Raw genomic sequence first — 21,339 nt, 5'->3', positions numbered from 1 at the left:
ATGCCGCTTGCCAGGGGCGCGGCGCACGGCCCGCCCCTCACCCGCCCTCTCCCATGCGGGGGAGAGGGATCGAAACCGGTTCAGGTTGTGATCGTCGTCCCCGGGCCAGCCGGGGCGTGACAGCGTGAGGCGTCAGTTGGCGACGATGGCGGAGGCCGCTTCGCTCACCCGCATGGGCACGCTTTGAGGCGTCACGGGCGCGCCGGGGCGCACGCGGTGGAGGCCGTTGACGACGATGCGCTCGCCCGCCTTCAGCCCGCTGGTGACCACGCGCAGGCCGTCCACCGGGGCACCGAGCGTGATCTCGCGCCACACGGCCGTGTTGGCGGCATCCACCACGAAGACGAACTTCTTGTCCTGGTCGGTGCCCACCGCCCGCTCGCTGACGAGGAGGGCCGGCTCGCTGACGGGCTGGCCCATTTCGAGGCGGGCGAACTGGCCGGGCAAGAGCCGCCCGTCGGCGTTGGCGAAGCGGGCGCGCACCCGTACCGTGCCGGTGCGCACGTCCACCTGGTTGTCCACCAGCTGCATGCGCCCTTCCACCGGCGCGCCGCCGGCGGAGGTGGTCATGAGCACCGGGATGCGGTCGAGCCGGTCGGACACGTCGGCGCCGGCACCGAGCCCGGCGAGGGCGCGGGAAACCGTGGCCTCATCGGCATTGAAGCTCGCATAGATGGGGTCCACCGACACCAAGGTGGTGAGCACCGGCGCGCCGGGGCCGGCGGCGACGAGATTGCCCACCGTGATCTCCGACTTGCCCACCCGCCCGGACACCGGGGCGCGGACGCGGGTGTAGGAGAGACTGAGCTTGGCCGATGTCAGCTTGGCCTCGACGGCGCGCAACGCCGCCTCGGCGGCGCGCTGGCCGTTGACGCGCTCGTCCAGGTCGCGCTGGGAGACGGTGCGGGAAGTCCACAGGCGCTGGCCGCGCTCCAGCTCGTTGCGGGCGAGCTCCACGCGGGCCTGGGCGGCGGCCACCTGGGCCTCGGCCTCGGCCACTTCAGCCTCGAAGGGCTCGGGATCGATGGAGACGAGAAGCTCGCCCTCACGGACCAGGGCGCCCTCGCGGAAATGGATGGCCTTGATGGCGCCGGCGACGCGTGAGCGTACCTCCACCCGCTCCACCGCTTCGAGACGGCCGGAGAAGGTCTCGAACAGGCGCGCGTCGCGCGGCTCCACGGTGGCGACGGAAACCGGGACGGCGGCGGGCGCGGCCGCGGCCGCGGCCGGCTTTTCGGCATGGGCGCTGGTCTGGGGCAGGCCGTAGAGCGTGCCGAGGACCGCGGCGAGGGCGACGGTGCCGAGGAGGAGGCGGTTGCGCAGGCGGGCGGTGCGCGGAGCGGTGTTCGGGACGTTGGTCGGGATGTTCATGGGGGGCAGATCCCTGAGGCAGTTCTGGATGTCGGGTGGTCAGAGGACGGCCGGGGCCGGCTTGCGCCGACGCGGCCGTGACGATTCAAAGAAGCGGGCAAACAGGGTGCGCAGCGCGCCTGCCCAGAATTCGGGCTTTTCGGGCGGCGCCGAGATGCCCTCCGGCCAGTGGGTGGGGCCGGGCAGGATGTGAAGCTCGGTGGCGACGCCGGCCTTCTCCAGCGCGGCGGCGTAGCGCGCGCTCTCGTCGCGCATGGGACAGTCCTGGGCGCTCACCACCAACGCGGGGGGCAGGCCCTGAAGGCGGGAGGAGGCGAGGGGAGCCGCGTAGGGGTGGGCGGCCTTCTCGGGGGAGCCCAGATATTTCTGCCAGCCGTCCGCCCACTTGCTGCCGCAGGTGCCGGCCTCGGCGGCGCGCAGCGAGGCGGTGGCGAGGCTCGGATCGAGCATGGGCGAGACGAGGATCTGGCCGGCGAGGGGGGGCGCTTGCTGGTCACGGGCCATCATGGCGAGGCCGGCGGCCAGATTGCCACCCGATTCCTCCCCAGCCAAGTAAAGCGGGGCATTGCGGCCGGCGAACTCGGCCCGGCGGCTGTAGAGGGTGGCCAACGCGCCGGAGGCGGCGGTCAGGGCGAAGGGGAAGGGATGCGCGCAGGCCAGCGGATAGTCCACCGATACCACCACGGCGCCGGCTTCCGCGAGCAGGCCGGCAATATAGGCGCCGCATTCCAGCGTGCCGCCGGTGAAAGCGCCGCCGTGCAGGTGTAAAATGAGTGGGACCGCACCCTTGACGGGACGGACACCATACAGGCGGGCCGGCATGGGGCCGGCTTCCGTCTGAAGGTGGGTCTCTCGCCAGTCGGGGGCCATCGCGAACCGTCCTCGATGCCGGCGGCAGAGGCCGCCTTGTGCAGTGCGGGAACGATATTGATCCAGATATCGTCGATAAAGCCGCAAAAGATGGTATCATTATTCCCGTGCATGAATAATGACGTGGCATTTTTATCGCGAGAGGGCGGGACATGGACCAGCTTGCTGCGATGCGGGCGTTCGTGCGGGTGGTGGAGACCGGGAATTTCACCCGCGCCGCCGACCTCATGGACATGCCCAAGGCGACCTTGACCAAGCATGTGCAATCGCTGGAGCAGCATTTGCGCACGCGCCTGTTCAACCGCACCACGCGGCGGGTCACCGTAACCCCGGACGGGGCGGCCTATTACGAGCGGGCGCTGTTGATCCTCAACGACCTCGACGAGCTGGACGGGACGCTCTCCACGGCCCAGGCCCTGCCGCAGGGGCGGCTGCGCATCGACCTGTCGCCGTCGCTGGCCACCCGCCTGCTGATCCCGGCGCTGCCGGATTTCCTCGCCCGCTACCCCGATATCGCCCTCGATGTGGGCTGCACCGACCGGCCGGTGGACCTGCTGGGTGAAAATGTGGATTGCGTGATCCGCGTGGGCGAGATCCACGATCCCAATCTGGTCGCCCGCCGCATCGGCGAGCTGAGCTTCGAGGCGGTGGCGGCGCCAGCCTACATCGCCCGTTACGGGGTGCCCTCACATCCGAGGGATTTCGAGGCCGGCCACGTGGTGGTCCGCTATTTCAGCGCGCTGACGGGGCGCTATCACCCGTTCGAGTTCGTCCGCGGCTCTGAAATCGTGGAGGTGACGGGCGATTACCGCATGGCCTGCAACGACGGCAACGCCTATATCGCCGCCGGCCTTGCCGGGCTCGGCGTGATCCAGGCGCCGGTGTTCCAGGTGGACGAGCACCTGGCCTCCGGCGCGCTGGTGCGCGTGCTCACCGACTGGACCGCGGGCGCCATGCCCATCCATGTGGTCTATCCGCCCAGCCGCCACCTCTCCAACCGTTTGCGCGTGTTCGTGGATTGGGTGGCGGAGCTGTTTGCCCGCTCCGACCTCGCCCGGCGGGCGGCGGCGTGACCCGCGCCGGGCCGAAGGTGGAGCGGCGCGGCGCTCAATCGTCCGAATAGCGCTCCTCGGCCCAGGGATCGCCGCGCATGTGGTAGCCCCGCGCTTCCCAGAAGCCGGCGGTGTCGCGGGCGATGAACTCGATGCCCTTCAGCCACTTGGCGCTCTTCCAGAAATACAGGTGCGGCACCACCAGCCGCACCGGCCCGCCATGCTCGCGGGTCAGCGGCGCCCCCTCCCAGGAATGGGCGATCACCGCATCCTCGGCGGCGAAATCCTCCAGCAGCAGGTTGGTGGTGTAGCCATCGTAGGAATGCAGCATCACCGCCGCCGCGTGGGGGGCGGGCTTTACCCGCTCCAGCAGCTCGCGGGTGGAGACGCCCTCGAAGGCGTTGTCGTAGCGCGACCAGGTGGTGACGCAATGGATGTCGCTGATGTTGCGCGTCTGCGGCAGGGCGCGGAAGCCGTCCCAGTCCAGCGACAGGGCGGTCTCCACCGCGCCGGTGACGTCGAGGCGGAAGGCCTCCCGCGTCACCACCGGTGTCACGCCGAGGTCGAGCACCGGCCAGTCCTTCACCAGATGCTGGCCGGCGGGCAGGCGTTCGGTTTCCGGACGGGTGACGCGGCCGGTGAGGAAGCGCCCTTCCTGCGCCCAGCGCTGCTTGGTGGTGGTGAGCTTGGTGTCGGGCGGCAGTGCGTCTTCGCTCATGGGGGCAGCTCCAGGCGAAAGGGAAGGGCGAATGATCCGCCATGATGCCACGGCATGGCGGCCCGGCAAAAGCCGGTGATGCTTGCCCTCGCGGGCCCGTTATGGGAGAGCGACCCACAGGATGGACGGACGGGCAGGATGAGCGTGGCAGAGACACTTCCGGCAGGACAGGGTTTCGAGGATCTGGTCCCCGGCCTCATGGCGCGCCTTCCGGGCCTGCGCGGGACGCTCAAGGCCAACGCGCCGCTCGCCGAGTTCACCTGGTTCCGCGCCGGCGGCCCGGCGCAGGTGCTGTTTGTGCCGGCGGACGAGGACGACCTCGCCACCTTCCTTGCCGGCCTGCCGGCGGAGGTGCCGGTGACCGTCATCGGCCTCGGCTCCAACCTCATTGTGCGCGACGGCGGCGTGCCGGGGGTGGTGATCCGCCTTGCCCGCGGCTTCACCGATATCGCGGTGGAGGGCAACCGCATCACCGCCGGCGCCGGCGTGCCGGACGTGAAGGTGGCACGCGCGGCGGCCGATGCGGGCCTTGCCGGCTTCTCCTTCCTGCGCGGCATTCCCGGCGCCGTGGGCGGTGCCCTGCGCATGAATGGCGGCGCCTATGGCGGCGAGACCAAAGACGTGCTGGCGCGCGCGGACGCCGTCACCCGCGCCGGCGAGAAGGTGAGCTTCACCAATGCCGAGATGGGCTTCACCTATCGCCATTGCGGGGTGCCGGCGGATGTGGTCTTCACCCGCGCCGCGTTCGAGGGCCGCCCCGGCGATCCGGCGGTGATCGCCGCCGAGATGGCGAAGATCACCGAAAGCCGGGAGGCGACCCAGCCCATCAAGAGCCGCACCGGCGGCTCCACCTTCAAGAACCCGCCGGGCACCAGCGCCTGGAAGCTGGTGGACGCCGCCGGCTGCCGGGGCCTCACCATGGGGCGGGCGCAGGTCTCCGAGCTGCATACCAACTTCCTCATCAACCTGGGCGGCGCCACCGCCGCCGAGATCGAGGGGCTGGGCGAGGAGGTGCGCCGCCGGGTGAAGGCCCAGTGCGGCGTCGAGCTGGAATGGGAAATCAAGCGCATCGGCCTGCCTGCCGCGTCCTGAGCGGGCCATTAGCAAAGGCGCAAGGCAACCGCGCCATTTTGGGCGCCATCTTGGGGCGCCGGCCAAAGGCTGCCTCAAGGCACGTCGCATCGGGCGCGGGCGATCAGATCGGGAACAAGGTCATGGCGAAACACGTGGCGGTGCTCATGGGCGGCTGGTCGTCCGAGCGCGAAGTCTCCCTGCGCTCCGGCGCCGCCTGCGCCGGGGCGCTGGAGGCGGCGGGCTACCACGTCACCCGCGTCGACGTGGGCCGCGACGTGGCCGAGGTGCTGACCCACCTGAAGCCCGACGTGGCCTTCAACGTGCTGCACGGCCAGCCGGGGGAGGACGGCACCATCCAGGGCATCCTGGAAATCCTGCGCATTCCCTATTCCCATTCCGGCGTGCTGGCCTCGGCCCTCGCCATGGACAAGGCGCAGGCGCGAATCATGCTCGCCGCCGCCGGCGTCCCGGTGGCGAAGGGCGGCCTTGTTTCCCGCCTGGAGGCGGCAAAGGCGCACATCATGCCCACCCCCTACGTGCTGAAGCCCAACGCGGGAGGGTCCAGCGTCGGTGTTTTCATCGTGCGGGAGGACCAGGCCCATCCGCCGCAGGAATTGACCCGGGAGGACTGGTCGCACGGAGAAAATCTCCTGGCCGAAGAATTTATTCCGGGCCTTGAACTGACTTGCGCGGTGATGGGCGACAAGGTGCTCGACGTGATCGAGATCGAGTCCACACAGAAGTTTTACGATTACGAAAGCAAATATGCACCGGGCGGCTCGCAGCACATTCTTCCGGCCCGGATTTTACCCGAAATTTACCAACGGGTGCAGATGTTAAGCCTCACGGCGCACCGAGCTCTCGGATGCCGGGGGGTGTCGCGGAGCGACTTTCGATTCGACTCTTCGAGACAGGATGGCTCCGGCCTGATCTGCCTTGAGGTGAATACCCAGCCCGGGATGACGCAGACGTCTCTGGTGCCGGAACTGGCCGCCCACGCGGGCATCTCATTCGGTGAGCTTGTGACATGGATGGTGGAGGACGCTTCGCTGGAGCGCTAAGGCCCCGCCCCGAGGCGGGGAGACGACCGCCGCAGCGTCCCGCTCCCGTGCCGCCGCCGGGCCGGCACAAGCGTCTCGCCATCGATCCACGCCCCACGAGCCGCATGGCTCTTCTGCTGCGCCGCCTGACGGTGCGCCTCGCCGGTTCGCGGCTGGGCCGGCGCAGCGCCAGCCTGCTCACCATCGCGGTGGTGGGCGGCTTCACCGCCTACGGCGTCATGCTCGGCGGCCATGCGGAGACCGCCAGGGGCATCGTGGTCGATGTGGCGGACGCGGCCGGCAACGTGGCCGGCTTCAAGGTCAAGGAAGTCAACATTTCCGGCCATAACCACATGACCCCGGCGGAAATCCTGGAGACGGCGGGCATCAAGTCCTCCACCTCCATCCTGTTCCTCAACGCCGACGAGATGCGCGCCCGCCTTGAGGCGCTGCCGTGGATCGCGTCGGCCAGCGTGCGCAAATTCTATCCCGACCGCATCGACATCGCGGTGGCCGAGCGGCAGGCCTTCGCCCTGTGGCAGGTCAACGGCGAGCTGAAGGTCATCGCCCGCGACGGCATCCCCATCGCGCCCTATTCGGACGATCCACGCTACGTGCAGCTGCCCATCGTGGTGGGCGAGGGCGCGCAGAAGAAGGTGGGCGAGGTGGTGGACGCGCTGGCCCGGGTGCCGGCCCTGCGCGACCAGGTGCGCGCCGCCATCCGCGTCGCCGAGCGCCGGTGGACGCTGAAGATCCGCAACGGCATCGACGTGCGGCTGCCGGAAGAGGGCCTGGAGGAGGCACTGGTCGCGCTCATGGATCTCGACCGCGAGAAAAAACTGCTCAGCCGCGACATTTCCATCGTGGACCTGCGCCTGCCGGACCGCGTCGTGGTCCGGCTTTCGGATGCCGCTGCCGACGCCCGTGCGCAGATGCTCAAGGCGCGGGCCAAGGCTAAAAAGGGAGGCCCAGCATGAGGCACCGGCTCGCCCAGGGCTTCGCGCCGAAGATGCGCCCGATGCCGCCGAAGAAGAGCGGTATCGTCGGCGTGCTCGACATCGGAACCAGCAAGGTGGTGTGCGCCATCGCCCGCCTGAAGCCGCGCGGCGCATCGGATGTGCTCACGCGGCGCACCCACGCCATCGACGTGCTCGGCATCGGCCACACCCGCGCCCATGGCATCAAGGGCGGCGCGATCGTGGACATGGCGAAGGCGGAACTCGCCATCCGCCAGGCCGTGGACATGGCCGAGCGCGCCTCGGGGGTGCAGATCGCCTCCGTGGTGGTGGGCGTCTCCGGCGGGCGTCTTGCCTCCCAGCATTATGAGGCCGCCGTGCGCCTCACCGCCCCGGCGGTGGAGGAGTTCGACATCCGCCGCGTGCTGGAGGCCGCCTCCACCTACGGCGTGGGCGACGGGCAGGCGGTGATGCATGCGCTGCCGGTGGGCTATTCGCTGGACGGGCGGCGGGGCATCGGCGAGCCGTGCGGCATGCTGGGGCGCCAGCTCGGCGCCGACATGCACGTCATCACCGCCGATCTCACCGCCCTGAAGAACCTCGTGCTGTGCGTGGAGCGCTGCCATCTTTCCATCGAGGCCATGGTGGCGGCGCCCTATGCGGCGGCGCTCTCCTCGCTCACCGACGACGAGATGGAACTGGGCGTCACCCTCATCGACATGGGGGCGGGCACCACCACCTTCTCCATCGTGGCCGGCGGTCACTGCGTCTATGTGGATGGCGTGGCCCTGGGTGGCCAGCACATCACCAACGACGTGGCCCGCGGCCTGCCGGCGCGGCTTGCCGACGCCGAGCGCATGAAGGCCCTGCACGGGGCGGTGGTGGCGGTCTCGTCCGACGACCACGACATGCTCACCGTGCCGCCCTTGTCGGGTGATTCGCGCGACCAGCCGCACATGGTGCCGAAATCGCGCCTCGTCACCATCGTCCGGCCCCGGGCGGAAGAAATTGTTGAACTGGTGCGCGATCGCCTGAAGGCCTCCGGGCACGCCGGCGATGCCGGCCGGCGCATCGTGCTCACCGGCGGCGCGGCGCAGCTCCAGGGCCTGCCGGACCTCGTGGCGCGGCTCATCGGGCCGCAGGTGCGCATCGGCCGCCCGCTTGGGGTTTCCAGGCTTCCGGAAGCGGCGCGCGGGGCGGCATTCGCGGTGACTGCAGGGCTTCTTGTTTACCCTCAGGTGGCAGGATTGGAACACTTCGAGCCCCGCCGGAGGCAGGCGGTGGTGGGCGAAAGCCCGAATTATTTCGGCCGCGTGGGACGCTGGCTGAAGGACAGCTTTTAGACATGGTTAACGAAGCCTGGGCTAACAAAGTGGTCAGACAGGATTCGTGAGAGGCGGACAGGCCGATCGGGTTCGACGGAGCAAAAGCATGACGATCAATCTTCAGATGCCCGACATTCGTGAGCTTCGTCCCCGAATCACGGTGTTCGGTGTGGGCGGTGCTGGTGGCAACGCGGTGAACAACATGATCACCGCCGGCCTCCACGGGGTGGAATTCGTAGTGGCGAACACCGACGCCCAGGCGCTCTCGCTCACCAAGGCCGAGCGTGTGGTGCAGATGGGCGTGGCGGTGACCGAGGGTCTCGGCGCCGGCTCGCAGCCGGAAGTGGGCCGCGCCGCGGCCGAGGAAGTTATCGACGAGATCCGGGACCACCTGTCCGGCTCGCACATGGTGTTCATCACCGCCGGCATGGGCGGTGGCACCGGCACCGGGGCCGCTCCCGTGGTGGCGCGGGCCGCCCGTGAGCTCGGCATCCTCACCGTGGGCGTGGTGACCAAGCCCTTCCACTTCGAGGGCGCCCGGCGCATGCGCGTCGCCGAGCACGGCATCAGCGAACTGCAGAAGAGCGTCGACACCCTCATCGTCATCCCCAACCAGAACCTGTTCCGGGTGGCGAACGAGAAGACCACCTTCGCCGACGCCTTCGCCATGGCCGACCAGGTGCTCTATTCGGGCGTTGCCTGCATCACCGACCTGATGGTGAAGGAAGGCCTCATCAACCTCGACTTCGCCGACGTGCGCGCCGTGATGCGCGACATGGGCAAGGCCATGATGGGCACCGGCGAAGCCTCCGGCGACAAGCGCGCCATCCAGGCCGCCGAGGCCGCCATCGCCAATCCGCTGCTGGACGAGACCTCCATGCGCGGGGCCGGTGGCCTGCTCATCTCCATCACCGGCGGCAAGGACATGACGCTGTTCGAGGTGGACGAGGCGGCGACCCGCATCCGCGAGGAAGTGGACCCCGACGCCAACATCATCCTCGGCGCCACCTTCGACGAGGTGCTGGAAGGCATCATCCGCGTCTCCGTGGTGGCCACCGGTATCGACCCGGCAGTCATCCCCGACCAGATCAGCCCCGGCGCCGAGCGCTTCCCCGATCTCGCCGGCCGCAAGATCTCCAACGCCGGCCGCGCCGCCGTCGAGGCGACCCGCGAGGCGCAGATCCGCACCGCCGTCGCCTCCATCTCGGCCGAGGACCTCATCGGCATGGAGGATGCCCAGGCCCAGGGCGCGCCGGCTCATGCGGCTTATGCGCCGCAGGCCTACGCTCCCGCCGCTCCGGCGCCCCAGCAGGCTGATCGCGGCGTCGCCATCGACGACGTGACCATCCGCACCGCCGCGCCCAAGCCCTCCTACTTCGCCGAGCCGGAGCCGGCGGCCCCGCCCGCGCCCATGGTGGAAGACGATTTCGCGCCCTACATCCCGCCGCAGGGCCAGCGCCCGCGCAGCCAGCGCATGCCGCGCGTGGACGAACTGCCCCTGCCGGGCCAGAACCAGATCCGCGCCCAGCGTGGCGAGCCGCCGGTGGAGCAGCCGCAGCCCGACAAGAAGCGCATGACCCTGCTGCAGCGTCTCGCCCATGTGGGCCGCCGCGAGGAGGAGCCCGAGCCCCAGCGCCGCGACCAGCCGAGCATGCGTGCTCCCGAGCGCCGTCCGGTGGAGCCGCGTCAGGAAGCTCGCCCCGAGGCGCGTCAAGAGACTCGGCAAGAGACCCGCGACGTCCGTCCGACCCTGCCGGGCCGTGCCGGCGAGCCGCCGGTGTCAGAATTCGCCAAGCGTCCGCCGGCCCGTCCGGCCGCCGAAGTGCCGTCCCGTCCGGGTCCGCACCACGAGGACGACCAGCTGGAGATCCCCGCCTTCCTGCGCCGTCAGGCCAATTGAGGCGGCGGCGCGGAGCCTGATCAGACGCGATCCCGGATGCCCAGGCATCTACGGGATCGCGGGTGAGGCAACCGGCCGGGAGGTGTCCCCCGCCCTCCGTCCGGATGCAACCTGCGGCTTTGTTGTGATGTCGGCATCGGTCGCAAGACCGGTGCCGCTTTCGCATGGACGTGAGGTCGGGGCGGGCGCGATTCGGGCGCTACCGGTCTGCGACGGTATTGCGCAGCCTGTAACAGTCGCCGCGGCGCTTTTGGCGCCGGCACCGCTAACAATTTGATAGTTAATGGAAAATTTAAGCCGAAGCTTGGTAACAGTTGGTAGGCAAGCGTGATTTGGCGTCGCCTGTCCGGGCGACTAGGGTGCACCCATTCCAAAGGTTCCACACGTCTCGCGTTGACAGTTTGTTGGTACAACCGCGGCGAAAGTGGGAACGCAAGGTGAAGGTTTGAGGGACGGGTTGCGGCAGCCTTGAGGCACCGGACCCTCTCCTCCGATACGGGACGCATCCACATGCAGACGACACTGGCTCGCGAGATCACGCTCAAAGGTGCGGGTGTCCATGCGGCTGTCGACGCGACCCTCACTCTGAAGCCTGCTCTCGCGAATACCGGTATCGTCTTCATCCGCTCCTTCGCCGATCAGGCGCCGCGCAAGGCGGTCGTGAGCCGCACTTCGGTTCAGGCCACCGACCTTGCCACCGTCCTCGGTGATCGCTCCGGCGCCCTTGTCTCCACCGTCGAGCACCTTCTCGCGGCCTTCCATGGCCTGGCGATCGACAATGCGGTGGTGGAGATCGACGGTCCGGAAGTGCCGATCCTCGACGGCAGCGCCTCCCAGTTCGTGGCCGCCATCGATGCCGCCGGTGTCACCGAGGTGCGCGGCCGCCGCAAATATCTCAAGGTGCTGAAGCCGGTTCGCGTGGAGAACGGCGCCTCCTTCGGCGAGCTCCTGCCCTATGACGCCGGCTTCCGCCTGGAAGTGGAAATCGAGTTCGCCCACGCCGCCATCGGCCGCCAGCGCTTCGCCGCCACCATGTCGCCCGCCGTGTTCCGCCGCGAACTGGCCGGCGCCCGCACCTTCGGCTTCCTGAAGGATGTGGAGCGCCTGCGCGCCGCCGGCTATGCCCGCGGAGCGGCGCTGGAAAACACCGTGTGCCTCGACGAGGGCGGCGTGATGAACGAGGGCGGCCTGCGCTTCACCGATGAATTCGTGCGGCACAAGGCCCTCGACGCGGTGGGCGACCTTGCCCTCTCCGGCCTGCCCCTGTTCGCCCGCTACCGCTCCTTCCGCGGCGGCCACAAGCTGAACTACCAGGTGGTGGACGCCCTCTTCTCCGACCGTTCCGCCTATGCGGTGGTGGAAGCCCCGGCCCGTCCCGTGCGCGACACGGTGGGCGCCGACATGGGTGTTTCGGCTCCGGTGCCGGTGTTCGCGCCGGAAGTCTGATCGGCGCATTCCCTGCTTTTTCGACGGCGCCCCCTCCCGGGCGCCGTTTGCGTTTGGGGTGGCCCGCGCCGGCGGTTGCGGTTTTTTAACCTGAATTCCCGTTCATAACAGCGGGAGTGATCCGGCGGAGCAGGCGCCGAGCGGTCAATCCGCCGACAGGCAGGCGCCCGGTGGCATGGTCTGGTGGCATGGTCTGGCGGCATCGTCGGGCTGCATCGCCGCGCGGGACCGCGCGGGTGGTGAGCCGGCGTTGCGGGGGCGCCACAGTGGGGCGCCGGCCGACCATGAGGCACGGCCGCGCCGCGCCGCCGCCACATTGCCGACGGAAAGCCCCGATAGCGCGGAGGCTGAAATCTTTTCCTCCGGACCGGCGGGCGGGGCCGGGTGGGAAAGACGCGGCGGGATGAGGCTGTCGCAGGTGCGTGTTCCCGATCCGGCGCCTCAGGCCGGGCACTGGAACCGGCGCCGGCGATGGGGGCGAGGACCAAGATCGGGCGACGCCCCAGTGGCGCTGTTTCCCGAGCGGCAATCCTCCTTTACAAGCGGCGCCCAGGGGCGCGGGACGGAAGCTGAACCGTGATGCGATTCTTTTACGAGGTCCTGAAGGTGCGCGCCGTCGTCCGCGGCGGAGCGCTGGCCTTGGCCCTGGTCATGGGCCTGCTTGTCACCGGCTGCGCCAGCGACAAGGACGACGTGCTGCCCCCCGACGAGCCCGCGGAAAAGATCTACAACGAGGGCCTGACCCTGCTGCGCCGGCAGGAGCCGGAGAAGGCCGCCAAGCGCTTCGAGGATGTGGACAAGACCCACCCCTATTCGGAATGGGCGCGCAAATCGCTGCTCATGACCACCTATTCCTATTTCGAGGCGGGCAAATACGACGAGGCCATTGCAACCGGGCGGCGCTACACCGCGCTTTATCCCGGATCGCAGGACGCGGCCTATGCGCAATATCTTGTCGCTTCCGCGCTCTACGAAAATATTCCGGATATCACCCGCGACCAGCGCAAGACGCGACAGGCGCTCGATGCACTCGACGATGTGGTTCGCAAATATCCGAACACCGAATATGCCGCCACGGCCAAGAAGAAGATCGAGGTTGCGCGCGACCAGCTTGCCGGCAAGGAAATGCTGGTCGGCCGCTACTATCTGGAGCAGCGCAACTACACGGGCGCCATCAACCGCTTCAAGGTGGTGGTGACGCAATATCAGACGACGCGCCAGGTGGAGGAGGCCCTTTACCGCCTCACCGAGGCCTATATGGCCCTCGGCGTGGTGAGCGAGGCGCAGACCGCCGCCGCCGTCCTCGGCTATAACTTCCCCGACAGTTCGTGGTACAAGGACGCCTACAAGCTGGTTCAGGCCGGAGGGGTCGAGCCGCAAGAGAACAAGGCGTCCTGGATCAGCCAGGCGTTCAAGAAGATGGGGCTTGGCTGATCATCCATGCTGGCAGCGCTCTCGATCCGGGACATCGTCCTCATCGAGAAGCTCGATCTCACCCTCTCGGAAGGCCTTACGGTCCTCACGGGTGAGACGGGTGCGGGCAAGTCGATCCTGCTCGATGCCGTGTCGCTGGCCCTTGGCGGGCGGGGCGATGGCGCCCTGGTACGGCACGGCCTGCCCAAGGGGCAGGTGACGCTCACCTTCGACCTGTCCCCGGACCATCCCGCCCACGCCATCCTCGCCGCCGCCGAACTGCCGGACGAAGGGCCCCTCGTGGTCCGCCGCATCCAGATGGCGGACGGGCGCACCCGAGCGAGCGTGAACGAGGAATCGGTGAGCGTGCAGACGCTCCGCCTCATCGGCGCCAGCCTCATCGAACTGCACGGCCAGCATGACGACCGCGCCCTGGTGGACCCCGCCAGCCATCGCGCCGTGATCGACGCCTTCGGTGGCATCGGCGCCAGGGCGCAGGCCCTCGGTGTCCTGTGGCGGGAGTGGCGCGCGGCCCTGTCGGATGCCCGCGCCGAGCGGGAGCGGCTGGAGATCGCCGCCCGCGAGGCCGATTTCACCCGCCATGCGGTGGAAGAGCTCACCGCCCTTGCGCCCGAGGTGGGGGAAGAGGCGGCGCTGTCGGAGCGGCGCACGGGCATGATGCGCTCGGAAAAGATCGCCGCCGACCTCGACGAGGCGCTGGACGCGGTGGCCGGCGGCAGCTCGCCGGTGCCCTCGCTCGCCGCCGCCGTCCGCCGGCTGGAGCGCCGGGCCGGGGAGGCACAGGATCTGGTGCGGCCCGCGGTGGAGGCCATCGACCAGGCTCTGGATGCGTTGGAGACCGCCCGTGCCCATCTGGAGGCGGCGCTGGCGGACGCCGCTTTCGAGCCGGCGGAACTGGAGCGTATCGAGGAGCGTCTGTTCGCGCTCCGCGCAGCGGCCCGCAAATACGCGGCGAGCGTGGACGACCTGCCCGCGGTCGCCGCGCGGTTTTCCGCGGAGCTGGATCGCCTCGACCAGAGCGCGGCCACCCTCGCCCGGCTGGAAGCGACCGTCGCCGCGGCGGAAGCGGCCTATCGCGCCGCAGCCGCCGCCCTGTCGCTGGAGCGTCACGCGGCGGCCGGCGTGCTCGACGCGGCGGTGGTGGCGGAACTGCCGCCCTTGAAGCTGGAGCGCGCCGCCTTCATCACCAAGGTCACCAGTGATCCGGCCTCGGCCGGGCCGGACGGCTATGATCAGGTGGAGTTCTGGGTGCGGACCAATCCCGGCACGCGGCCGGGGCCGCTCATGAAGGTGGCCTCCGGCGGCGAACTGTCCCGGTTCCTGCTGGCGCTGAAGGTGGTGCTGGCGGATCGCGGCTCCGCCCCCACCCTCATCTTCGACGAGATCGACACCGGCGTCGGTGGCGCGGTGGCGGACGCCATCGGCCAGCGCCTGGGGCGGCTTGCCCAGAAGGTGCAGGTGCTGTGCGTGACCCATGCGCCGCAGGTGGCGGCGCGGGCGCGGCACCATCTGCTCATCGCCAAGGCTACCGCCGACGGTGTGCCGGGACAGGACGGCGTGGCGGAAGACGCGCCGGTCACCACGCGTGTGGCGCCGCTCAATGCCGCCACCCGGCGGGAGGAAATTGCGCGCATGCTGGCCGGCGCCACCGTGACTGCCGAGGCCCGCGCTGCCGCCGACCGCCTGCTGAAGGCCGCGCGATAGGGCATCGCCCAGGCGTTGCGCGTTGCCTAGAGCATTTCCCCGTTTCACTGAATCGGGGGAATGCTCTAGGTTATTGAGTTTACGCGTTTTCTTTACGCGAACTGGTATCCACTTCGCTCGAAAACGCTCTAGGCGCTGCGCGTTTCATGCCCATTTCCGCAACTGATACCAATGGCCCGTGAGCTTGACTCATGGGCCATTGGTCAAGCCCGCGCGGCGCTTGAGCGGACCCACTTGGCATCGGTCGAAGACCGAGGCCGATGGTATGAAGCGTCCAAAATCGATCTGGCCGGGCGGACGGCGGTGCGGTGCCGCCGCCGGTCGATCGGATTCCTGCGGTCAAGTGTGGGATGGTGGGCGGCCTTGCCGCCGCACCGGCGCATCAATCGGCCAGCGGCTTGTCGCGGCGCAGGGATTTGACCTCGCCACGCCGCTCCTTGGCAGCAAGGCGGCGTTCCTTCGAGCCAAGGGTCGGCCGGGTGGGGCGGCGGATGGGGGCCACGATGGTCGCGCTCCGAATGAGCTCGATCAGCCGCCCGAGGGCGTCTTCGCGGTTGCGTTCCTGGGTGCGGAAGCGCTGCGCCTGGATGATGATCACCCCGCCCTGCGTCATCCGTTTTCCTGCCAGCCGGACCAGCCGGTTCTTAACGCCCTCGGGCAGGTTGGGCGAGCCGGCGGCATCGAAGCGCAGCTGAACCGCGCTCGATACCTTGTTCACGTTCTGCCCGCCCGGCCCGGAGGCGCGCACGAAGGCGAGTTCGATCTCGTCCTCCGAGATGGCGATGCGGGGCGTGATCTCGATCATGACAGAGCCTTCGGCGTCAGGTGCGCGCGGGCGGCCCCCGGCCCGCGCCGTCTGCCGACTTGCGGACCGTAAGAAGGGGCGCCGTCAATCTTGGAGCCGGATCCGATCAGATGTCGCTTTAGAGCGTTTTCGAGCGAAGTGGATACCGGTTCGCGTAAAGAAAACGCGTAAACTTAATGCTCTAGACCAAACACCACCGCCGACCAACAGCCTCGTTCATTTGCCCTGCTGCGGGAAACCGATCGACGCGCCATGGCGGTTCGGCACAGGGCCGCGGCGCTGGGGGCCGTTGCCGGACGTGTGTGGTCAGATGGCGTGGCGATTGGCGGTGGGACCGAAGTGCTCCACGTAGCGGGGGCTGATCACCGAGACCGGCAGGATGATGAGCACGTCGGTGGTGCCGAACTGGTGGTCCACCACGGCGCCGTCGCCGACGAAGCCGCCAAGGCGCAAATAGCCCTTGATGAGCGGGGGCAGGGCCTGAAGCGCGGCCTTGGGGTTGATCTCCGCCTTCGGCATGCGATCCATGCTCACCTGGCGGCCATCGACGGCGCACGCGCGCCATTCTTCGGGCGCCAGCGCATTGTGATGGAGGAAGGAGAGCGGCAGGGCCAGCGCCGCCGGGTCGGTGCCCTCAAGGCTCGCGCAGCCGAACATGGCGTCGATCTTGTTGCGCAGGATGTAGGTCCACACGCCATGCCAGAGCAGTTCCACGGTGCGCTTGTTGCGGTATGGCTTCAACACGCAGGAGCGGCCGAGTTCGAGGAACCGGAGGTTCGGATGGGCGGCGATGATGCCGTTCACGTCGAATTCGCCCTGGGTGTAGAAGCCGCCGTGGCGCTGGGCCACTTCCTGCCGGAGCAGGCGGTAGGTGCCGACCACCTTGGGCTTGCGCCGGCCGAGCACCATCTTGCCGGCGTCGTGGTCGAGCACGAGCAGGTGCTCGCAGATGGCGTCGAAGCTGTCCATGTCACGGCGGGCCAGGCGGGCGGCGCCATCGGGAACCGCCGACATCTCTTCATAGAATACCTTGTAGCGCAGGCGCTGGGCGCGGCGCACGTCGCGCGCGGTGCGGGCAAGCCGCACCTCCAGCGCGCCGAGGCGCCCGAGGACAAGCCCTTCCGGAGCCGGCGGCAGCGCATCCTTGTAGCGGATGCCCGAATAGGCGCGAAAATCGGTGACCAGCTTCTGCGGCACGGCCATGGGGGGCTTGCCGGGCACCGCCGGCCCAATGGACTTTTCGAACCCGGATTGGAACGCGCTCGCGCCCCTTATGGGGCCGATGGTGCCAAGGCCGGCGCCGGCCTGTCCGAAGCCGGACCGTGCGTCGTCTCGCGCCGCGTCCCAGGACAGGTCCCGGGAGAGATCACGCGCAAAATCGCGCGCGAGATCACGGGCCACGTCAATGCCGCGCCCGAACAGGGCGGGCAGGCTGAAGCTTGGATCGGTCTGTCCTGTGCGTTTCATTGCAACGACCCCCTCCCCGGGCCGCCGCCTGCGGCGCGCGCGCCATTCCCGAACATCCGCGCCCGCCCCCGAGCCACCGGCCCGGACGGGCATGTACCGTCACGCGGAGCGTCTCCTCCCCATATCCCGGAACCGCTATCCCCGGTTGCCAGGATATGAACCTCACCAACACCATAGTTTTCCGACGCCCATGTGACAATGGAGCAGCACCTCCCGTCCGGGGACTCAAGCGGCGACGGCGCTGCGAACAAGATGTCCTCTCCGAAGACTCGGGTGCGGGCTCCATCCCGAATTTCGAGGGTGGCTGACCGGCCATGCGGCCTCGATGTGCTCAAATCGCGCGACAAGAGAGCCAGTTTGGACGGCCCGCCAGCGGTTGCGAACCAGCAAACCAGCGGCCCATGTGCCGGCGCGTTGAGGCAAGCCAGGGCGCCCGCAGCCTTGTGGCGCGACATGCGCGGTGCTAGCGCCAGACAGAGGCGCAGGTGCGCAGGCGCGCCTGTCAGTCCAAGGGGGGCATGATGTTTTCTGTTCGTCGAAACGTCGCGGCTGCGGTTGTGGCCGCAGGGCTGGCGCAGATCGCGCCCGGCACAGCCATGGCGCAGCTCCGGCCGGCCCCGGCCGAGGTCGAAACGGTGTTCGTCGAGGGCGCCGGCCAGGTCACCGTTCTCACCTATCAGGCGCGGTTCGTCTCCGCCGACCCGGTGACGCGGCGCGTGGTGCTGGAAGATCCCTCCGGCCGCCGCTGGGCGGTGCTCGCGCCGCCGCTGCTGGGCGACCTGACCTTCTTTCGCAACGGCGAAAAGCTGATCATCCGCGCGGCGCCCGGCGTGGTCACCGCCCTCGGCAAGGCACGGCAGGGCAAGCCCGGTGAGGTGATGAAAGAGGTGGTTCTGGACGCGGGGCTGCCCGGCTGGCCCGAAGGCTTCGGCGTGCGCGAGGTGACGCTCACGACCATCTTCGTGGCTCTGAATCCGGGGGCCGGAACGGTCACCTTCGAAGGGCCGGATGGCGGCGTGCGCACGGTCCGCGCAGCCAACGACAAGGTGCTTGCCGACCTGCAGCAGGTCCAGCCCGGAGACCTCGCACAGATCACCTATCTGGAAGGCCTCGCCATCAACGCTATCCGCTGACGCGGCACGCGCCCTGAAGCGGCGGCGCACCACGCCGCCGCGCGGCCGGATGCCGGTCGTGCGGCGGTTCATGCGGCGGCCCTCGGACGTTCAGCGGCGGCGCGATAGGCGAGCGCCTCCGCGAGGTGCCGACGGCCGATGCCGTCGGCGCCTTCGAGATCGGCGAGGGTGCGCGCCACTTTCAGAACCCGGTGATAGCCGCGGGCGCTGAGGCGCATGGCGTCCGCAGCGTCACGCAGAAGGGCTGCCCCGCCCGCGTCCGGCCTCGCCACCTGATCCAGCAGGGGGCCTGTGGCTTCCGCATTGGTGCGCACGTCCCGCCGCCCGAGGGCGGCGTAGCGTTCCATCTGGATGTCCCGCGCCATGGCGACCCGCGCCGCCACTTCCCGCGACCCCTCCGCGGGGGCGGGCAGAACGAGGTCGGATGCGGAGACTGATGGCACTTCCAGATGAATGTCGATGCGGTCGAGGAAGGGGCCGGACAGCCGGGCCTGATACTCGTCCGCGCAGCGGGCGCCGCGCTTGCAGGTGAAGCCCGGTTCGCCGGCGCGCCCGCACCGGCACGGATTCATGGCCGCGATCAGCTGGAAGCGGGAGGGATAGGTGACGCGGTGATTCGCCCGCGCGATCAGCACTTCCCCCGTTTCCAGGGGCTGACGCAGGGAATCGAGGACCTGTGGCGAGAATTCCGGCAACTCGTCCAGGAACAGCACGCCATTGTGCGCGAGGGAGACTTCACCAGGCTTCGCCTTCGCGCCGCCGCCCACCATGGCGGCCATGCTGGCGGAATGGTGTGGTGCGCGGAACGGACGGCGGTCCATCAGCGCGCCGTCTTCGATGGAGCCGGCCACCGACGCGATCATGGACACATCAAGCATCTCGGCCGGCGACAGCGACGGCAGGATGGAGGGAAGCCTTTGGGCGAGCATGGATTTTCCAGAGCCCGGAGGGCCGATGAAGATGAGGTTGTGCCCACCTGCTGCGGCAACCTCGAGGGCGCGCTTGGCCGTCTCCTGCCCTTTCACGTCCTTCAGGTCGAGCATGGCTTCCCCCGGCGCCTTCATCCTGGGTTCGGGCCGGCCCATCACCTGCCGGCCGGTCATGTGGTTGGCGAGCTGGATGAGGGATTGCGGCGCCAGGATCTCCATGTCGGGGCTGGCCCACGCGGCTTCCGCGCCGCACGCGGCAGGGCAGATAAGCCCGTGGCCGCGCGCGTTGGCGCCGATGGCCGCCGGCAACACGCCGGCCACCGCGGCGATGGCTCCGTCGAGCGCGAGTTCGCCCACCACGGTGAAGCCGCCGAGGGCATCGGAGGGAATGGCGCCGATCGCCGCCATGAGCCCGAGCGCGATGGGCAGGTCGTAATGGGAGCCTTCTTTGGGCAGGTCCGCGGGCGCGAGATTGACGGTGATGCGCCGCGCCGGCAGCGCAAGGCCCGAGGCGATGAGCGCAGCACGCACGCGCTCGCGCGCCTCCGACACGGCCTTGTCCGGCAGACCGACGATGGTGAAGGCCGGTAGGCCCGCCGCGACGTGCACCTGGACGTCCACGGGGCGCGCGTCCACCCCCTCGAATGCGACTGTCGCAACCCGCTGGATCACCGGCCCCACCCCGCTCGACTACCTGCATCTCACGGTAGCGGAGGATCGCCGCACCGACAAGAACGAAAGCGGAACAATTTCGCTTGCTACGGTCGCACCCGACGCTATCCTGGCGTGGCTTCGATGAATGGGGGCGGGGGATGGCGGACGCTTCAGCGGGCGGGATGCGCAGTCATGAGGCCCATGTGGCCGACATGTTCGGGCCTCAGGCGGCCGCCTATGTGGCGAGCGCCGTCCATGCCCGCGGGGCGGACCTGGAAGCCCTGTCGGCGCTGGCGGCGGAATTGCGGCCCGAGCGGTTGCTGGATCTGGGATGCGGCGGTGGGCATGTGAGTTTCGCCGCGGCTCCGTTCGTGCGTGAAGTGGTGGCCTACGATCTGTCAGACGACATGCTGGGCGCCGTCGCCGCGGAGGCGGGGCAGCGCGGCTTCGCCAACATCGCCACGCGGCAGGGCGTGGCCGAGCGCCTGCCCTTTGCCGACGCCAGCTTCGATTTCGTCGCCACCCGCTTCAGTGCCCACCACTGGCGGGATGTGCCGGCGGCGATGGGCGAGGCGCGGCGCGTTTTGAGAACGGGCGGGCGTGCCATGGTGATGGATGTGATCGCCCCCGACTGGCCGGTGGCGGACAGCTTCCTGCAAACCATCGAGGTGCTGCGCGACCCCTCCCACGGACGCGACTACCGGGAGGCGGAATGGGTTGAGCATGCGGAGGGGGCGGGCTTTCGGGTCATGCGGTCCGCGCGGCGACGCCTGCGGCTCGCGTTCAACGCCTGGGTGGAACGGATCCGCACGCCCGAACTGCATGTGGCGGCCATAAGGTCATTGATCGCCGGTGCGAGCCGGGATGTGGTCGAGCATTTCGAGATCGAGGCGGACGGCTCCTTCACCCTCGACACGCTGACGCTGGAATTGGAGCCGGCCTGAGAGCGGTGCCGGCGCTCTCGTCCGGCAGGGTCCTGGGTGCTTGCCCGGTTTCTTTGCGGGGAGGGGCGCGGGGTGATGGGTCGGCCGTTCGGGCGCCGGCCTATTTTTTCTCCAGCATCAGCCGGCCCTGCTTCTTGATGAGGTCCTGTGCCTTGCGGGCCAGGAGGTCGAGGAGGAAGGGCAGTTCGACGGACAATTGGACGGCGTCCTCCGTCACGTCGAGGGTGCCGCTCGCAGTCTGGCCGAGGGCGGCGATCTGGAAGTCCAGGTGCTCGCCGGTCCAGACCTCCTGGAGGATGGTGATGTGGCGGCCGAAGCGCGAGCGCACGGTGGTGAGTCCCACCTGAAGGCGCCGTGTGGCCTCCGCCTTGCCGAGGCGGTGCGGAATGGAAGCGGTGAACGGCTGGCCCATGCGCCTGTCTCCCCCGGTGGCGGCGGCCGGAGCGACAGTCCCCGGCCGGGTGCTTTGTGGTTTCGTCGACGATGCCGTCGGTCCTTGGCCGGTACCGGGAGGGTG

The 21,339-nt window shown here is 69.2% G+C and carries 18 protein-coding genes; 11 read left to right on the top strand and 7 right to left on the bottom strand.

The window, feature by feature from the left end; translation table 11 throughout:
- Positions 1-132 precede the first annotated feature (132 nt).
- Together V5F48_RS13040 and V5F48_RS13035 are read right to left on the bottom strand one after the other, a co-directional pair.
- Entirely contained in the window at positions 133-1,371 is a 1,239-nt protein-coding gene (locus tag V5F48_RS13040; RefSeq protein WP_394259072.1) for an efflux RND transporter periplasmic adaptor subunit, read from the bottom strand.
- Positions 1,372-1,410: 39 nt separating this feature from the next.
- Positions 1,411-2,193, bottom strand: a complete 783-nt coding sequence (locus V5F48_RS13035; protein WP_394259071.1) for an alpha/beta hydrolase — start codon at positions 2,191-2,193, stop codon at positions 1,411-1,413.
- 200 nt (positions 2,194-2,393) lie between these two features.
- On the opposite strand from V5F48_RS13035, the gene V5F48_RS13030 reads away from it, so the two are divergent.
- Entirely contained in the window at positions 2,394-3,314 is a 921-nt protein-coding gene (locus V5F48_RS13030; protein ID WP_394108895.1) for a LysR family transcriptional regulator, read from the top strand.
- A 34-nt stretch (positions 3,315-3,348) separates the two neighbouring features.
- Here the strand turns inward: V5F48_RS13030 and V5F48_RS13025 are convergent, their stop codons facing one another.
- Entirely contained in the window at positions 3,349-4,011 is a 663-nt protein-coding gene (locus V5F48_RS13025) for a sulfite oxidase-like oxidoreductase (protein ID WP_394259070.1), read from the bottom strand.
- A 138-nt stretch (positions 4,012-4,149) separates the two neighbouring features.
- Between V5F48_RS13025 and murB the strand changes: the two genes are divergently transcribed.
- From murB to recN, 8 genes are all read left to right on the top strand, one after another.
- Entirely contained in the window at positions 4,150-5,103 is a 954-nt protein-coding gene (gene murB / locus V5F48_RS13020; RefSeq protein ID WP_394259069.1) for a UDP-N-acetylmuramate dehydrogenase, read from the top strand.
- A gap of 122 nt (positions 5,104-5,225) precedes the next feature.
- The gene (locus V5F48_RS13015; protein ID WP_394259068.1) at positions 5,226-6,146 is read left to right on the top strand and encodes a D-alanine--D-alanine ligase; all 921 of its coding nucleotides are present in this window, start codon (positions 5,226-5,228) and stop codon (positions 6,144-6,146) included.
- A 104-nt stretch (positions 6,147-6,250) separates the two neighbouring features.
- Positions 6,251-7,102: a cell division protein FtsQ/DivIB gene (locus tag V5F48_RS13010; protein WP_394108899.1), complete on the top strand. Its 852-nt coding sequence runs from the start codon at positions 6,251-6,253 to the stop codon at positions 7,100-7,102.
- Positions 7,099-8,424 (top strand): cell division protein FtsA, encoded by a 1,326-nt coding sequence (gene ftsA / locus V5F48_RS13005; protein WP_394108900.1) that lies wholly within the window; start codon positions 7,099-7,101, stop codon positions 8,422-8,424. Before V5F48_RS13010 ends, ftsA begins: the two co-directional genes overlap by 4 nt.
- A gap of 88 nt (positions 8,425-8,512) precedes the next feature.
- Positions 8,513-10,306, top strand: a complete 1,794-nt coding sequence (ftsZ, locus tag V5F48_RS13000; protein WP_394259067.1) for a cell division protein FtsZ — start codon at positions 8,513-8,515, stop codon at positions 10,304-10,306.
- A 510-nt stretch (positions 10,307-10,816) separates the two neighbouring features.
- Entirely contained in the window at positions 10,817-11,752 is a 936-nt protein-coding gene (gene lpxC / locus V5F48_RS12995) for a UDP-3-O-acyl-N-acetylglucosamine deacetylase (RefSeq protein ID WP_394108902.1), read from the top strand.
- Positions 11,753-12,331: 579 nt separating this feature from the next.
- Positions 12,332-13,186, top strand: a complete 855-nt coding sequence (locus V5F48_RS12990) for an outer membrane protein assembly factor BamD (protein ID WP_394259086.1) — start codon at positions 12,332-12,334, stop codon at positions 13,184-13,186.
- A 6-nt stretch (positions 13,187-13,192) separates the two neighbouring features.
- Complete coding sequence (gene recN, locus V5F48_RS12985) at positions 13,193-14,890, top strand: DNA repair protein RecN (protein ID WP_394259066.1); 1,698 nt, start codon at positions 13,193-13,195, stop codon at positions 14,888-14,890.
- Positions 14,891-15,272: 382 nt separating this feature from the next.
- On the opposite strand, the gene arfB is transcribed toward recN, so the two are convergent.
- Both arfB and olsB read right to left on the bottom strand, forming a co-directional pair.
- Positions 15,273-15,695 carry an alternative ribosome rescue aminoacyl-tRNA hydrolase ArfB gene (gene arfB, locus V5F48_RS12980; protein ID WP_394259065.1) on the bottom strand — a complete coding sequence of 141 codons (423 nt, stop codon included), beginning with the start codon at positions 15,693-15,695 and terminating at the stop codon, positions 15,273-15,275.
- A gap of 306 nt (positions 15,696-16,001) precedes the next feature.
- Positions 16,002-17,162, bottom strand: a complete 1,161-nt coding sequence (gene olsB, locus V5F48_RS12975; RefSeq protein WP_394259064.1) for a l-ornithine N(alpha)-acyltransferase — start codon at positions 17,160-17,162, stop codon at positions 16,002-16,004.
- 518 nt (positions 17,163-17,680) lie between these two features.
- Here olsB and V5F48_RS12970 point away from each other — a divergent pair.
- Positions 17,681-18,295 (top strand): hypothetical protein, encoded by a 615-nt coding sequence (locus tag V5F48_RS12970; RefSeq protein ID WP_394259063.1) that lies wholly within the window; start codon positions 17,681-17,683, stop codon positions 18,293-18,295.
- Positions 18,296-18,363: 68 nt separating this feature from the next.
- On the opposite strand, the gene V5F48_RS12965 is transcribed toward V5F48_RS12970, so the two are convergent.
- Entirely contained in the window at positions 18,364-19,896 is a 1,533-nt protein-coding gene (locus V5F48_RS12965) for a YifB family Mg chelatase-like AAA ATPase (protein ID WP_394259062.1), read from the bottom strand.
- A gap of 164 nt (positions 19,897-20,060) precedes the next feature.
- Between V5F48_RS12965 and V5F48_RS12960 the strand changes: the two genes are divergently transcribed.
- Positions 20,061-20,822 (top strand): class I SAM-dependent methyltransferase, encoded by a 762-nt coding sequence (locus V5F48_RS12960; RefSeq protein ID WP_394259061.1) that lies wholly within the window; start codon positions 20,061-20,063, stop codon positions 20,820-20,822.
- A gap of 100 nt (positions 20,823-20,922) precedes the next feature.
- Here V5F48_RS12960 and V5F48_RS12955 read toward each other — a convergent pair whose 3' ends face one another.
- Positions 20,923-21,234, bottom strand: coding sequence for a polyhydroxyalkanoic acid system family protein (locus V5F48_RS12955; RefSeq protein WP_394259060.1), 312 nt, complete (start codon positions 21,232-21,234; stop codon positions 20,923-20,925).
- Between the last annotated feature and the right edge of the window lie 105 nt (positions 21,235-21,339).

Origin of the sequence: Xanthobacter autotrophicus ATCC 700552, assembly GCF_043194565.1 — a bacterium.
GTDB lineage: Bacteria > Pseudomonadota > Alphaproteobacteria > Rhizobiales > Xanthobacteraceae > Xanthobacter > Xanthobacter autotrophicus_F.
The sequence above is the reverse complement of the archived record's forward strand: the minus strand, read 5'-3'. Positions and strand labels throughout refer to the sequence as shown.